Below are 14838 nucleotides of genomic sequence, written 5' to 3'. Positions count from 1 at the left end.
AGGGCTGTCTCAGGATAGCCCTTTTTTAATATAACTAACCAATCAACCACATTATGAAAAAAACTATACTCTTATTTTTTCTTTTGCTGTCGACGGCTATTTTTGCACAACAGCAAACAGTGACGTACGCCATAAATCCGTCACCTTTTGAGGATACCACTTCTATTACCATAACAATTAACGGTTCCAGTATTAATGAAAGTACCTGGGGTGTTAGCGGCAATGCCTTATACCTTTGGTCATGGTCCTATAATGTAAGCGATGCCGCTCAAATGGACTCTCCTTCGAACGGTTCCTGGACCGCTTCTAATGAAGCCAGTAAATTCACGTATAATGCCGGAACAGATACATACACAAAAACGTTTGTCCCGTCGGTATATTTTAATCGAAGCGGAATCGGCAGGATGGGATTTCTGGTGAAAGCAAAAGACGGATCGGGAGGAAAACAATCTCAGGATATTCTGGTTGAAGTAGGTTCTTTTCAGGCCACTTTAACTGCTCCGGCCGAAAATAGCGCCAGTATTATTGCTTCAGGTTCCAATTTTACTGTTTCAGCAACCAATACAAATGGTGCTGCAAGTTATACCCTGAAAGCAAACGGAACGACAATCAATACCAATGCAGCTGCTTCCGCTTATTCTTTTTCTCATACGAATATCACGAGCAATCAAAGCTATGAGTTAAGTATCGTTCAGGGAGCAACAACTATTCTTAAAAAGTTCTCTGTAATTGTAAATCCCAATACGGTTTCAGCAGCAATGCCAGCCGGTTTAGTGGATGGAATTAACTATAATGCTGCCGATGCTACCAAAGCGACTTTGGTTCTGGATGCGCCATTAAAAGACTTTGTTTACGTTGCAGGAAGTTTTAACAACTGGCAGCCTTCATCGGCATACGCCATGAAAAAAGATCCCGCTTCAGGAAAATTCTGGCTGGAAATTACAGGTTTGGTTTCCGGAGTAAACAATACCTATCAATACTGGGTGGTTGATGCAACACCGCTTGCTAATTCACCTTCCCTGGTAAAAACGGCTGATCCTTATTCTACTTTGGTGTTGTCACCCTATGATGATGCCGGAATTCCATCGGCTTCTTATCCGAATATGCCGCTTTATCCGACAGGACAAAATTTTGAAGTTACGGTACTTAAAACGGGTCAGACGCCTTACAATTGGCAGGTGACTAATTTTACAAAACCGGAGAAAGATAAATTGGTCGTGTATGAAGTTTTGGTTCGCGATTTCGATGCTGCCAGAAGTTATCAGAGCTTGATTGACAAAATAGATTATTTTAAAAATCTTAAAATAAATGCGATTGAATTAATGCCGGTAATGGAATTTGAAGGCAATGAAAGCTGGGGGTACAATACTTCTTTTCACATGGCGCCGGATAAATTTTACGGAACCTCAGAGAAACTAAAAGAGCTCATCGATTTGTGTCACCAAAACGGAATTGCTGTTATTCTGGATGTTGCCTTAAATCATGCCTTCGGAAGAAACCCGATGGTGAGAATGTGGATGAATGATCCTGACGGGGATGGTTTTGGTTCGCCAACAGCCGAAAATCCATATTTTAATATGGTTGCCAAACACAGTTATAGTGTTGGGGAAGATTTTAACCACCAATCGCTAAAAACACAAAATTATGTAGACCGCGTAATCAAACAATGGATTCAGGAATATAAAATTGACGGATTCCGTTGGGATTTGACCAAAGGATTTACACAAGCCTGTACAGCGGGTGATGAGTCCTGTACCAATAAATATCAGCAGGACAGAATTGATGTTTTAAGAAAGTATGCCGATTATTCCTGGAGTCTGGATCCTACGCATTATACGATTTTCGAACATTTAGGTTCAGATTCGGAAGAGCAGCAGTGGGCCAATTACAGAATTGCCGAAACGCCAAGTAAAGGAATCATGATGTGGGGAAAAATGACAGATCCTTATAATGAATTATCAATGGGATATGTAAGTAATATTTCAAGAATGACCAGCGGCAGTCGTGGTTTTACAGCTAATCGATTAATGGGTTATGCAGAAAGCCATGATGAAGAACGCCTGATGTATAAAAATATACAATACGGAGCTTCAAACGGAACGTATAATGTGAAGACATTAAATACAGCCCTATCCAGAATGTCTGCAATTGGAGCAGTCTCTTTACTGATTCCGGGTCCGAAAATGATCTGGCATTTTGGAGAATTAGGATGGGATGATTCTATTTTTACCTGTAATGACGGTTCGGTAAATGATTCCTCAGGAACAATCTCCGGAGATTGTAAATTAGATACAAAACCACAGCCGCAATGGGTGGAGAACTGGTTAGGAAATTCAGACAGAAATAAAATCTACAACGACTGGGCTAAAATGATTACGCTAAAAAGGACTGAGCCGGTATTTTTAGGAACACCGACAATAGCGAATGCAAGTTCATTAAGTGTCAACATAAAAATCACCAATGCAAATTTAGCTTCAACGCAACTGAAAGATGTACTGATTCTGGCCAACTTTGGACTGACGGCTCAAAATGTCGCAACAGGTTTTCAGTACACCGGAACCTGGTATAATCTAATGGATAATACCACTATTAATGTTACAGATGCCGCAGCTCCAATAAATATTCCGGCGGGAGAATACCGAATTTATGGTAACAAGCAGGCAAGTCTGGCGATAGCTGATTTTGAAAAAGGAAATACGGTAAATCTGTATCCAAATCCGGTTTCAGAGTATTTTACCTTAAATGTAAGTACGGCAAAAGTTCAGATTTACTCCGTTTCGGGTCAGTTGGTAAAAAGTTTTGTAACGTATGGAAACGCAGATTTTCAGTTTTCGGTAACTGACCTCACAACAGGATTGTATCTCGTTAAAGCTGTTGATGAAAACAATAAAACACAAGTGATGAAATTCATCAAGAAATAATGGTTTGTTAGTTAGGTAAAAGGGCTGTCTTTAAAGAGACAGCCTTTTTATTTTGATGTTTTTTCTAATTTATTTCTTTTCGTTATATTCACCAATAACGGCAAAATAACCAAAAGTTCCGAGCCCCAGAACAATCAGGGGAGTGAGAATAAAAAGTATGATAATCCCAAAGACAAGATCGTCCTGTTTGTCTGACAGCAGTTTTGGTAAGCCAAATTCAAAAACGCAAAAATAGGCAGCCGCAATTGCCAGTATCACCCATAAAACACCTAAAGCCTGTTTGATTGTATTCATTTTTATAAATTTAAAGGTGATTAATTTTGTTTTTATTATCGATATAAATCATTCCAATTACAAAACATACCGAAGCAATAATAATAGGGTACCATAATCCGTCCAGATAAAAATCAGCCTTTCCTGCTTCTTTGGCATGGGTTACGAAATAGGTGGATATCGCGGGAAGCAATCCTCCGAAAATTCCGTTTCCAACATGATAAGGCAAAGACATCGACGTATATCTGATTTTGGCTGGAAACATTTCCACCAAAAAAGCAGCAATCGGACCGTATACCATCGTGACAAATAAAACCTGGATGAACACCAGTAATATAAGCGTCCATTCATCATTAGAATTAATAAGGATGGAGACGCTGGTCTGGGGTTCTTTCTTCGTATTAAATGCCGTTCGTTTTTCTACATACGAAGTTCCGTCGGTATAGGTTTTTGAAATTGTGGTGATTACATCATTATTTTTTGTTGTTTCCGTATTTTGACTTCTTCTTTCTACAATTTCAGTTTTGGTGCTTATATCTGTCGTGTTGTACATCATTTTGTAAATAGGCCTGTACAACAAAATGGCGAGCAGCATTCCGCCCATCATAATGTATTTTCGTCCTATTTTGTCGCTTAACCATCCGAAAACAATAAAAAACGGAGTTCCTAATAATAATGCAATTCCCAGTAATCCGTCAACTTGCGAGGAGTCAATATTCATTACCGTTTTCATAAAGCTCATGGCGTAGAATTGTCCGGTGTACCAAACTACGCCCTGTCCCATTGTTGCGCCAAATAAGGCCAGTAAAACAAATTTTAAGTTATATCGGTTGCCGAAGCTTTCCTTTAAGGGATTTGTACTGGTAGTGCCTTCTTTTTTAGCTTTAGCAAAAACAGGAGATTCGTCCATGTTTTTTCGAATTAAATAGGAAACCCCAACCATAACAACAGACACCCAAAACGGTACGCGCCATCCCCAGGAATCAAAGTCTTCTGCTGACAGCACATTTTTTGTAGCTAATATGACCATTAAGGAAATAAACAACCCTACCGTAGCAGTAGTCTGAATCCAGGAAGTCCAATATCCTTTTTGTCCCTGGGGAGCATGTTCAGCAACATAAGTGGCTGCTCCGCCATATTCTCCACCTAAAGCAAGTCCTTGCAGTAAACGCAGGATTAATACCAGTAAAGGCGCTAAAAAACCGATTGTCTCATAGCTGGGAATACAGCCAATTAAGAAGGTTGAACCCCCCATTAATAATAAAGTAGCCATAAAAGTATATTTACGGCCAATGATATCCCCCAGTCTTCCAAAAAATAAAGCACCAAAAGGACGCACTACAAATCCGGCGGCAAAAGTGGCTAAAGTGGATAAAAAAGCTGCAGTTGGATTATCAGTCGGAAAGAATTTGGTTGAGATTACGACAGCCAGACTTCCGAAAATATAGAAGTCATACCATTCGATCATCGTTCCCATTGAGGAGGCTGAAATTACTTTCCAAATGCCTTTTGTAGAATTTTTACTCATAAACTGTCTTGTGGTTTTAATAACAAATGAAATCATAAGGTATCATTTCACGAATATATGAGATATTTTTTTATTTAGTTGATACTTTTTTAACAAAAATACATTAATTTAAAACAAGTGTGTTTTTAACAGTAATAAACCTTGTTAAAATGTATAGACAGGAAGTGAAATATGATTTTAAACGCAAAGACACAAAGAAAAAAACGCAGGGCACGCAAAGTTTATTTAAGTTTTTTTTTTTGCGACTCTGCGCCTTTGCGTGAAAAAATGATGTTCGAAAGAAGGAAGTGAAATTAATTTGAACGCAAAGACACAAGGAAAAAAACGCAGGGCACGCAAAGTTTATTCAAGTTTTTTTTTGCGACTCTGCGCCTTTGCGTGAAAAAATGATGTTCGAAAGAAGGAAGTGAATTTATTTAAACGCAAATACACAAAGAAAAAACGCAAAGGTTCGCAAAGCTTAAACTAAACTTTGCGAATGCGTAAACCTTAGCGCACCTTGCGGTTAAATTCTTAAGGAAAGTATTAAAAACAAAAAACCCGAATATTTCTATTCGGGTTTTAACGGTGGTGCCTCCAGGGATCGAACCAGGGACACATGGATTTTCAGTCCATTGCTCTACCATCTGAGCTAAGGCACCGTGCTGATTGCGGGTGCAAAGATAGAATCATTTTTCGTTTATCCAAAACATTTTTTAAAAAAAATCAATTCGTATCTTTGCATTTATAAAAAAGCAAACATGATTTTAACTGTTGATGTTGGGAATACCAGAATTAAAGCTGCTGTCTTTGAGGGAAGTACTGCTGTTGAAAATTTTGTTTTTGAGAAAAATGAGCTTGAAAAAAAAATTAAAAAAATTTTAAAAAAATTTCAAAATTGCTCCGATTTGGTCGTTGCTTCGGTCGGAAATATCGAAAAACACTCTTTTTTGGCTTTCGAAAAGGAAATCAATATTCATTTTCTAACACATGAGGATGTTTTTCCTTTTACCAATCAATATGCCACCCCAAAAACTTTAGGAATTGACAGAATGGTTTTGGCAGCGGGAGCCACTTTGAAGTTTCCCAAACAAAACAGATTAGTAATCGATGCAGGAACTTGTATTACCTACGATTTTATCGACGAAAACGACAATTATTTGGGCGGCGCCATTTCTCCTGGCTTAAGATTGCGTTATGAGGCTTTACATAACTTCACGGCCAGACTGCCTTTACTAACTCTGGAAGTTCCGGAACACTATATAGGAAATTCTACAAAAGAGGCGATTCACTCTGGTGTTGTGAATGGGTTCGTCTATGAGATTGATGGTTTTATCGATGAATATCGGGCAAACTTTTCAAATTTTATAATAATTTTAACGGGTGGCGATGCAGATTTTTTGGCTAAACGATTAAAAAATACCATATTTGCCAATTCAAATTTCCTTTTGGAAAGTTTGAACCAAACATTTCAATATAAAATCGACAATGATTAAAAAAATTATAATAAGTACCTGTTTACTTATATCGTTCGTTTCATTCGCGCAACAAGGTACTGCTTCCCCATATTCTTTCTACGGAATTGGAGATGTAAAGTTCAAAGGAACTCTTGAATTCAGGTCTATGGCAGGTGTTGCAGTAGAACAGGATAGTATACATTTGAATATTGAAAATCCGGCAAGTTATGCCAGTTTGGGACAAACCACTTTTTCTGTGGGAGGAACTTTTGGTACTTCTAAAATCAAAACAGAAGGAGAAACTTCAAAAGCACAAAGAACAACTTTTGATTATCTGGCAGTAGGGATTCCTATGGGGAAATTTGGTGCAGCATTTGGTCTGGTTCCTTTGTCGGCGGTAGGATACAGAATTGCAAATGATAATACTGATGTTCCCGGAGGTGTAAGCAGTCAGCTGGAAGGAAAAGGCGGCGTTAATAAAGTGTTCTTTGGTTTAGGATATAAAATTACGCCTAAATGGAACATCGGAGCTGATGTACAATATAATTTTGGTAAAATTACGACCAGTAGTATAGAACTTGTAACAGATGTTCAAAACGCAACGAGAGAAGAGAATATTTCTAAAATATCGGGTGCTACTTTTAACATTGGTACCATGTATCAAACCCAGATTTATAAGAAAACGAATTTATATACCAGTTTAAGTTATAACTTTTCAGGTAATTTAAATTCTGATAATACCAGAACCGCTCAGGTGGACGGTGATCCGGATTCCTATGCGTACCCTGTTGTTGCAACCGAGCTGAAATTGCCGGGTAAATTTACAATTGGCGCTGGTATCGGAGAAGCAAGAAAATGGCTGATTGGTACTACGCTGGCTTTTCAGGGAGATGGAAAACTTAACAATCACTACAATACCGTAAGTAACGTGCGTTACGAAAATTATGCAAAATATGCTGTTGGAGGTTATTATATTCCGAACTATACTTCTTTCTCAAGTTACTTTAGCAGAATCACATACAGGGCAGGTCTTAAATATGAGAAAATTGGTTTAGTAATAAATAACGAATCCGTTAATGATGTAGGGATGAGTTTAGGTGCCGGCTTCCCAATTACCGGGTCTTTTTCAAATGTAAATTTTGGAATTGAGTTTGGTAAAAGAGGAACCACTAATTCAGGTTTAGTTCAGGAAAATTATCTGAACTTTAGTGTAGGTTTTTCTTTCAACGACAAATGGTTCGTGAAAAGTAAATACAACTAAGCAGACTTAATGTTTTTTTAAGCTCATTACAATTTACTACATTTGGCAAATGAATTTACCAAAGAAATATATAATAAACATTGTCACAGTGCTAGCTGTGACAATGTTTTTTGGATGCGAAAGTAATTTTAAAGAAGTTCAGAAAATCAACTTTTCAGAGTTTGTTCCCGGAAGTGACGCCGATACTGTTAATATAAAATATACAGATTCAGGACGTATAACCGGAGTGCTGGTCAGTTCAAAAATGCTGGATTATTCCAATCTTGAATTTCCGTTTACAGAATTTCCGAAAGGCATTGATGTTACTTTATACGATAAAAAACAAAAGCGTACTTTTATACGGTCCAATTATGCGGTTTCATACAAACAAACCGGAATTATTGATTTGCAGGGAAAAGTAAAAATTACTTCTGAAACAGGTCAGATGCTTGAAACAGAGCAATTATATTTTGATCAGAAAAACGAATGGTTTTATACCGAAAGAAAATTCAAGCTTACCGATGCAAAGGGAGTTTCTTACGGGCAGGGAATAGATTTTAGTAAAGACTTTAAAGTCATCAATTCACAACGAATAACAGGCGAATTAGAAGCCGAAGAATAAATACAGATTTATGGGCATATTAAAATATACACAATACGTTTACATATTGTTTGCGGTTTTCTTTATTTACGATGGAATTATAAAAGTGAATGAAGGAAATGACACTTCTACATTAAGCTTTATAATCGCCGGCTTAGCGGTTTTTATGTTTTTCTTCAGAAGGAAATATGCTAGGAAATTTGACGATCGTAACAAAAAACAATAAAAAATGGAGATTAGTATTATAATACTATGTTTAATACTATCAGCCTTTTTTTCAGGAATGGAAATAGCTTTTATTTCCTCAAACAAAATTTATCTTGAAATAGAAAAAAAACAAGACAATTTTGTTTCCCAGATCCTGACCAGACTAACCGAAAATCCCTCCAAGTTTATTGCCGCAATGCTTATTGGTAACAACGTGGCACTTGTGGTTTATGGTTTTTATATGGGAGATCTTATTCTGGCTCAAATTGATGTATTTGGGTTTCATTTTTCGAGTCTTACCAGTTTGCTGGTTCAGACCGCCCTTTCTACTTTTATCGTTTTAATAACGGCAGAGTTTTTTCCAAAAGTCTTTTTTCAGATTTATGCCAATTCACTCATTCGGATTTTTGCCATTCCGGCCTATCTGTTTTACCGTTTGTTTTACTATATCTCCACTTTCTTCATCTGGATTTCAGACTTTATTCTGAGAAAATTTTTCAAAACAGAAGGAGATCAGGTGCAGTTGTATTTCAGTAAAATAGAACTGGGTAATTACATCACCGAGCAAATGAGTTCTGTTGAGGATAATGAAGAAGTAGATTCCGAAATCCAGATTTTTCAGAATGCGTTAGAATTTTCGGGTGTAAAAGCGCGTGATATTATGACACCCCGTACGGAAATTGTCGATATAGATTTATTTGACAGCGTTGGGGAACTTAAGGATTTGTTTGTAGAAACCGGCTATTCTAAAATCGTGGTGAGCCAAAACTCAGTCGACGACATTGTGGGTTATGTGCATTCCTTTGACTTGTTTAAAAAACCCAAAACCATTAAATCTGTTTTGATGACCGTTGAGTTTGTCCCGGAAACCATTTCGATAAAAGACGCCCTGAACCTGCTGATCAAAAAAAGAAGAAATGTAGCCGTTGTACTGGATGAACACGGAGGAACTTCAGGTATCATAACCATCGAGGATATCGTAGAAGAGCTTTTTGGAGAAATAGAAGACGAGCACGATTTAGACGAAGAATTGATAGAGCAGGAGTTAGCAGAGGGTAAATATTTATTTTCAACACGACTGGATGTGGAGTACCTGAACGAAGTTTATAAACTGGCTATTCCTGAAGAAGATTCTTACGGGACTTTAGGAGGTTTTATTGTGAATTCGACTAAGGAGATTCCGCAAAAAGGAGAAGAAATCGTTATTGGGCGCTATTATTTTGTGATAGAGGAAGCGTCAAACAAGAAAATTGAATTAGTAAAAATGACTATAAAGGAGTAATTTTTTTAGTAATTAAAAAAAAATGTGCAAAATAAAACACTAGTTGTATTGTTATTAACTAGATAATTGTATTTTCGCAAACTGAATATAAAAATTAACGATAATAAAAATGGCAGTTTTAGCAAAAATTAGACAGCGTTCCGCTTTATTGATAGGAGTTATTGCACTTGCATTATTTGCATTTATAATACAAGATCTGTTCACAAGAGGGACTTTCGGTCAAAGTTCAAAAGATGTGGGAAGCATCGATGGAAAAGATATTTCATTTGAAGACTTTAGAGTTAAAGTTAGTAATGTTGAAAAAAGTGGGCAAGGGATTTCTTCCACTGAAGCTGCAAACAGAGTTTGGGATCAAGAGGTTTCAATCGCTTTATTGTCATCTCAGTTTGATAAATTAGGATTAAGAGTAGGTGAAAAACACCTTTTGGAAGTTTTAAAAGCAGATCCGAATATTGGTAAAAACCCAATGTTCTTAAATGCAGCCGGTATGTTTGATATTGCTAAATTCAAAGAATACTTTAAGGCAAACCCTGAAGCGGCACAATATATTTCTGAGAAAGAAAAAGATGCTACCTTAAATGCAAAATTTCAAATCTACAATACATTAGTAAAATCAGGACTTTACACAACTGCCAGCGAAGGAAAACTGAAATATGAAATGGAAGCCAACAAAGTAAACTTTGCTTATGCTGCCGGATTATATTCTTCTATTAAAGACAGCGAAGTGAAAATTTCAGATTCGGATATTGTTGATTATATGAAGAAAAACGAGAAAAAATTCAAAGCAGATGAAACTCGTGAGATTCAATACGTTCTAATTGAAGATAAAGCTTCAAAAGAAGATGAAGCTGAAATCAAATCTAAAATAACAGCATTATTATCAGGAAGCGTTGTTTACAATGCAAAAACAGCTAAGAATGATACTTTGCCAGGTTTCAGAAACGCAACGAATATTTCTGAATTTGTAAATGCAAACTCTGATATTCCTTACGATTCTACTTATGTGGCTAAAAACAATTTGCCTGCAGTTGATGCTGATAAATTATTCAGTCTTGCTCCGGGTGAAATCTACGGACCTTATGTTTACGGTAAATACTACTGTATTTCTAAATCTCTTGGATTTAAAGCAGGGGTTAATGCAAAAGCAAGTCATATCTTAATAGGTTATACAGGATCTCAGACTCCAAACACAAAAGAGAAAAGAACAAAAGAAGAAGCTAAAGCCAAAGCAGAAGAAATTCTGGCTCAGGTTCAGGCAAATCCGGATAGTTTCATGATGCTGGCTTTTACAAGCTCTGATGACTCGTCTGCACAACAAGGTGGTGATTTAGGATATTTTGGTCCAAACCAAATGGTAAAACCATTTAATGAATTTGTGTTCAGTAACGGAATTGGTAAAGTTGGTTTAGTTGAAACTCCTTTCGGATTTCACATTATCAAAATTACAGACAAACAAGACGGAATTCGTTTAGCTACAATTGCTCAGAAAATTGAACCTTCTGAAGCTACTTCTGATAAAGTATTTACTTTAGCTACCAAATTTGAAATGGAAGCTGCCGATAAAGATTTTAATGCTACAGCAAAGGAATTAGGTTTAAAAGTTGCTCCTCCTGTAACTGCAAAAGCAATGGATGAAGCATTTGGAGCTTTAGGAAACCAACGTAACATTGTAAGATGGGCATTTGACAAAGAAACCAATACAGGTGATGTAAAAAGATTTGAATTAGCTAATATCGGGCACGTAATTGCACAATACAAAAGCGAAAACAAATCAGGTTTAGTATCTGTAAGTTTAGCAAGACCTTATGTTGAGCCAATCTTAAAAAACAAGAAAAAAGCAGAAATGCTTAAAGCTAAAATGACAGGTTCAAGCCTTGAAGCAATTGCTAAAAGTGCTGGTGTTGCTGTTCAGCAGGCTACGAATGTAACTATGGACAACCCGGTTCTTCCCGGAGGAGTTGGACAAGAGCCAAAAGTGGTAGGGAATGCATTCGCTTTAACAGCTAATAAAATTTCTGCTCCAATTGAAGGAAATACGGGTGTTTATGTTGTTAAAAACATTAGTGTAGTAAAAGCTCCGGCTATTACTAACCACGCTGAATATGTAGCAAAAGTAAAAGCACAAAGTGCATCTGATGCAAGCAGAATTTTACCAGCGTTAAAAAATAATGCAAAAATTGAAGATAACAGATTGCAATTTAACTACTAGTTTTTAGTGTAGTATTTAAATAAAAAACAAATAGCCCGAAATGTTCTTTTGAATGTTTCGGGCTTTTTTATTTCAATTTAGAAGACAGGTTTCGTTTGTAATAATTATCCCTCAAAATTTACTTAATTATATAGAAATAGTATAAATACGATCTAAAAAATTTGGGTTATTGAAAATATTAATGTTAATTTGTCTGAGTTTTTGTTTTAGCAAATGAGCTAATCATTAAACAGGTTCACTAAAATAAAAGAGACTATGACAAACAAATGCTTTAAAAATCAAGGGTTTAATGATTTTTATGTTTAAGTTTTTTAGAAAGAAACCCAGAGTGTATTCCAAAATTGAAAATCATATTTTCGGAATAATCACGGAACTTTTAAAAGTGGGTAGTACAGACATTAATTGTGATGAGTTGGGAGGTAAGTATTATTTAAGCAATGAAGAACAACACTTTAAAGTGACTATCTTAGGAAACGATAATGTGATCAGACTGACTAATACTCGTGATTCTGTTGCTGAAAAATACGACAAGATTTTTGTTGAGGATGTTTTAAGAGCTGTTAAAGAAGAAAAACACCGCAGGATGGAAGTCGTCTACGATTCTATTACCAACAGTATAGAAAAGATGGCAGAGCGGTTACATAACACCCTTATCGAGTCCAATTCAACTGTTAATCAACAGGAACAGGAAGACCAGATTGTCCGGCTACTCGAGACGAAACATGTGAAAAATAAAAAAGTAAATTATTAAAAAGGCTTTTTGTTTAAAATACAAATGATTTACCTACAAGATCATTTCATTATACGAAAGAATGGTTTCATAGCCCCTTGAAACGAAATAGTCCCTCGGATTTTCTTTCGAAATTGCCATTACAAAATCGCCTCCCCAGGCTCCAAGACTCTTAACGGCACCATTAAAATCACGAAAAGCAATCTCTTTTATAGTTTGTGTTTCTAAGATGTTACTTAAATGAATTTCATGTTTTTCGAGAGCGGAAGCAAATTCTTTTAAAGTTTTAGCATTGATAACAGCGTTCGTAATTTTATTATTGTAAGCAATATTTTGTGCTAAGTTTTCATTCTTGTTCCTGTAATACGCGCTGATGGCCGTTTTACTGCTTTGTTTTTTATTAAGGTAAACAAAGTAAATGTTTTCCCTAAATTCAGGATTAAAATTAACCACATCTACGACAGGGGAGTTCTGCTCTAAACGGTAGATAATCGGAGTATTGTTTTGCGCGCAGGCAATATCGTAGCCACTGCCGCCAAAACTGTTTTTAAGCAATGTAAAAGCATCAATTTTAGCCCACTGTGCAATGTTATTCAATAAAGTAGAAGAAGTACCGAGACCCCAGTTTTTCGGAAATGTAAGCTGCGTACTTACTTTATAACCTTCCGCAGAATCAATAAAATCAGGGTTAAGAAGATAGGCCTCGTGTAAAATATTGATTAATGTCGTTTTTACATTTTCCATTTTAGATCCGGTGTTGTTTCTGATTTCAGAAAAAGGAATCGTTTCTTCAAACCAGATGCGCTCATCAAAATCAAAGCTTTTCCATTTGATTTCGGGATAAGCATCATTTTCAACGATTAAATTCTGACCAAATTTGGTTGGTAACGCAAGTGCTTCTGCACCATCTAAAACTAAATATTCGCCTGTAATCAGGAGTTTTCCGTTACTATAATAAGTTGTTTTCATGCTTCAATTTTAAGATAAATTGCAATTCCGAAGCCTTAAGATAAATTCCAAATTTCCAACAATTGGGATTTGGAATTTATGCAGAAGCTATGATACTTGGAATTTTTATGTATTTTATTTTCTTAGACTTTCAATAAATTCCACTACGGCACTGTGCGAAATCGTATTTTTCTTAAAATGAGTTTTAATTAAATGACGCTCCTCTTCGCTGGCTTCAAATTGGTTGATGATATTGTTCAGGTGCATTTTCATATGTCCTTCCTGAATTCCGGTGGTGGTGAGTGAACGCAAAGCGGCAAAGTTCTGAGCCAGTCCGGCAACCGCAACAATTTGCATTAATTCTTCCGCTGAAGGTTTTTCAAGGATCTCTAAACATAATTTTACCAAAGGATGTAAGGAAGTTAATCCGCCGACAGTACCTAAAGCCAGTGGAATTTCAAGCCAGAAGGTAAAAATTCCGTTTTCGATTTTAGCATGCGACAAACTTGCATACTGACCATTTTTTGCTGCGTAAGCATGTACGCCGGCCTCTACCGCCCTGAAGTCATTTCCGGTTGCCAGAACGACTGCATCAACGCCATTCATGATACCCTTGTTGTGCGTAACTGCCCTGAAAGGTTCCACTTCGGCAATCTGAACGGCTTGTACAAATCGTTCTGCAAAATCCTGCGGATTTGCAATATGTTTTTCGGTTAGATCTTCAACAGGACAGGAAACTTCAGCCCTAACGATGCAGTTGGGTACATAATTAGACAGAATACTCATAATGACGTTAATGTTTTCATTTTCATCAAACGCATCAGAATTCTGAAATTCCTCTTTTAAGGTTGAAGCAAATTGCTCCAGGCAGGAGTTGATAAAGTTAGCCCCCATGCTATCCTTGGTTTCAAAAGTAGCATGAAGCTGAAAATAATGTTCCAGCAGGTTTCGTTTGTCTTTGAGCTGAATATCGAGAATTCCTCCGCCACGTTGCTGCATGTTTTTAGTGATGCTTTGGGTATTCGAAAAAAACAGCGGTTTTATCTGATCGAAGAAGGATTGTAATTTTTGTACATCACCATTAAAAGTAAAATGAACCTGCCCAATTTTTTGCGTGTCAATAACAGTCGCCTTAAATCCGTCGCGGGTTGCCCAGTATTTTGCCGATTTTGAAGCCGCTGCAACCACGGAACTTTCTTCAATTGCCATTGGAATTGTTTTGTACTTTCCGTTAATTAAAAAATTAGGGGCAACTCCAAGTGGTATATATAAATTGGTAATGGTATTTTCGATGAATTCATCGTGCAGTTGCTGGAGCTTGTCGTCTGAATTCCAGTAATTTCCTATTATTTTAAGCGCCTCATCAGGAGTTGAAAAATAGGTTTCTGCAATCCAGTTTACTTTTTCTTTTTTGGATAATTTCGAAAATCCGGCAACGGCGTTGTTCATTCTCAGTATATTAA

At 36.6% G+C, this 14838-nt stretch carries 12 protein-coding genes and 1 tRNA gene; 8 read left to right on the top strand and 5 right to left on the bottom strand.

Annotation, left to right across the window (positions count from 1 at the left end; all coding sequences use genetic code 11):
- Positions 1–53 precede the first annotated feature (53 nt).
- A complete protein-coding gene (locus tag D0817_RS08330) occupies positions 54–2921 on the top strand; it encodes an alpha-amylase family glycosyl hydrolase (RefSeq protein WP_127337930.1) in 2868 nt (955 codons plus the stop codon).
- A gap of 69 nt (positions 2922–2990) precedes the next feature.
- Here D0817_RS08330 and D0817_RS08325 read toward each other — a convergent pair whose 3' ends face one another.
- The 3 genes from D0817_RS08325 to D0817_RS08315 all read right to left on the bottom strand — a co-directional run bounded on the left by D0817_RS08325 (position 2991) and on the right by D0817_RS08315 (position 5363).
- Entirely contained in the window at positions 2991–3215 is a 225-nt protein-coding gene (locus D0817_RS08325; RefSeq protein WP_127337929.1) for a DUF6814 family protein, read from the bottom strand.
- Between the two features lie 10 nt (positions 3216–3225).
- Positions 3226–4722 carry an MFS transporter gene (locus tag D0817_RS08320; protein ID WP_127337928.1) on the bottom strand — a complete coding sequence of 499 codons (1497 nt, stop codon included), beginning with the start codon at positions 4720–4722 and terminating at the stop codon, positions 3226–3228.
- Between the two features lie 568 nt (positions 4723–5290).
- Positions 5291–5363: transfer RNA gene (locus D0817_RS08315), tRNA-Phe, on the bottom strand.
- Between the two features lie 99 nt (positions 5364–5462).
- Here D0817_RS08315 and D0817_RS08310 point away from each other — a divergent pair.
- The 7 genes from D0817_RS08310 to D0817_RS08280 all read left to right on the top strand — a co-directional run bounded on the left by D0817_RS08310 (position 5463) and on the right by D0817_RS08280 (position 12448).
- Positions 5463–6197 carry a type III pantothenate kinase gene (locus D0817_RS08310; RefSeq protein ID WP_127337927.1) on the top strand — a complete coding sequence of 245 codons (735 nt, stop codon included), beginning with the start codon at positions 5463–5465 and terminating at the stop codon, positions 6195–6197.
- Entirely contained in the window at positions 6190–7419 is a 1230-nt protein-coding gene (gene bamG, locus D0817_RS08305) for a BamG family beta-barrel-assembly machinery protein (protein WP_127337926.1), read from the top strand. Before D0817_RS08310 ends, bamG begins: the two co-directional genes overlap by 8 nt.
- A gap of 49 nt (positions 7420–7468) precedes the next feature.
- The gene (lptC, locus tag D0817_RS08300; RefSeq protein ID WP_127337925.1) at positions 7469–8020 is read left to right on the top strand and encodes an LPS export ABC transporter periplasmic protein LptC; all 552 of its coding nucleotides are present in this window, start codon (positions 7469–7471) and stop codon (positions 8018–8020) included.
- 10 nt (positions 8021–8030) lie between these two features.
- Entirely contained in the window at positions 8031–8225 is a 195-nt protein-coding gene (locus D0817_RS08295) for a hypothetical protein (protein ID WP_127337924.1), read from the top strand.
- A gap of 3 nt (positions 8226–8228) precedes the next feature.
- Positions 8229–9488: a hemolysin family protein gene (locus tag D0817_RS08290; RefSeq protein WP_127337923.1), complete on the top strand. Its 1260-nt coding sequence runs from the start codon at positions 8229–8231 to the stop codon at positions 9486–9488.
- Between the two features lie 109 nt (positions 9489–9597).
- Positions 9598–11697: a peptidylprolyl isomerase gene (locus tag D0817_RS08285; protein WP_127337922.1), complete on the top strand. Its 2100-nt coding sequence runs from the start codon at positions 9598–9600 to the stop codon at positions 11695–11697.
- A gap of 298 nt (positions 11698–11995) precedes the next feature.
- The gene (locus D0817_RS08280) at positions 11996–12448 is read left to right on the top strand and encodes a hypothetical protein (protein WP_238160845.1); all 453 of its coding nucleotides are present in this window, start codon (positions 11996–11998) and stop codon (positions 12446–12448) included.
- A gap of 33 nt (positions 12449–12481) precedes the next feature.
- On the opposite strand, the gene D0817_RS08275 is transcribed toward D0817_RS08280, so the two are convergent.
- Positions 12482–13396: a GYDIA family GHMP kinase gene (locus D0817_RS08275; RefSeq protein ID WP_127337920.1), complete on the bottom strand. Its 915-nt coding sequence runs from the start codon at positions 13394–13396 to the stop codon at positions 12482–12484.
- Between the two features lie 114 nt (positions 13397–13510).
- Positions 13511–14824: a hydroxymethylglutaryl-CoA reductase, degradative gene (locus D0817_RS08270; protein ID WP_127337919.1), complete on the bottom strand. Its 1314-nt coding sequence runs from the start codon at positions 14822–14824 to the stop codon at positions 13511–13513.
- Positions 14825–14838 lie beyond the last annotated feature (14 nt).

The sequence above is a fragment of the Flavobacterium cupreum genome, assembly GCF_003996965.1.
GTDB classification, from domain to species: domain Bacteria; phylum Bacteroidota; class Bacteroidia; order Flavobacteriales; family Flavobacteriaceae; genus Flavobacterium; species Flavobacterium cupreum.
Note: the sequence above shows the minus strand (reverse complement) of the source record. Positions and strands in the feature narration are given on the sequence as shown.

What these genes read in the sequence shown, in the direction of transcription:
- D0817_RS08330 (WP_127337930.1), top strand. Translation starts at nt 54, where the DNA reads ATGAAAAAAACTATACTCTTATTTTTTCTTTTGCTGTCGACGGCTATT.
- D0817_RS08325 (WP_127337929.1), bottom strand. Translation starts at nt 3,215, where the DNA reads ATGAATACAATCAAACAGGCTTTAGGTGTTTTATGGGTGATACTGGCA.
- D0817_RS08320 (WP_127337928.1), bottom strand. Translation starts at nt 4,722, where the DNA reads ATGAGTAAAAATTCTACAAAAGGCATTTGGAAAGTAATTTCAGCCTCC.
- D0817_RS08310 (WP_127337927.1), top strand. Translation starts at nt 5,463, where the DNA reads ATGATTTTAACTGTTGATGTTGGGAATACCAGAATTAAAGCTGCTGTC.
- bamG (WP_127337926.1), top strand. Translation starts at nt 6,190, where the DNA reads ATGATTAAAAAAATTATAATAAGTACCTGTTTACTTATATCGTTCGTT.
- lptC (WP_127337925.1), top strand. Translation starts at nt 7,469, where the DNA reads ATGAATTTACCAAAGAAATATATAATAAACATTGTCACAGTGCTAGCT.
- D0817_RS08295 (WP_127337924.1), top strand. Translation starts at nt 8,031, where the DNA reads ATGGGCATATTAAAATATACACAATACGTTTACATATTGTTTGCGGTT.
- D0817_RS08290 (WP_127337923.1), top strand. Translation starts at nt 8,229, where the DNA reads ATGGAGATTAGTATTATAATACTATGTTTAATACTATCAGCCTTTTTT.
- D0817_RS08285 (WP_127337922.1), top strand. Translation starts at nt 9,598, where the DNA reads ATGGCAGTTTTAGCAAAAATTAGACAGCGTTCCGCTTTATTGATAGGA.
- D0817_RS08280 (WP_238160845.1), top strand. Translation starts at nt 11,996, where the DNA reads ATGTTTAAGTTTTTTAGAAAGAAACCCAGAGTGTATTCCAAAATTGAA.
- D0817_RS08275 (WP_127337920.1), bottom strand. Translation starts at nt 13,396, where the DNA reads ATGAAAACAACTTATTATAGTAACGGAAAACTCCTGATTACAGGCGAA.
- D0817_RS08270 (WP_127337919.1), bottom strand. Translation starts at nt 14,824, where the DNA reads ATGAACAACGCCGTTGCCGGATTTTCGAAATTATCCAAAAAAGAAAAA.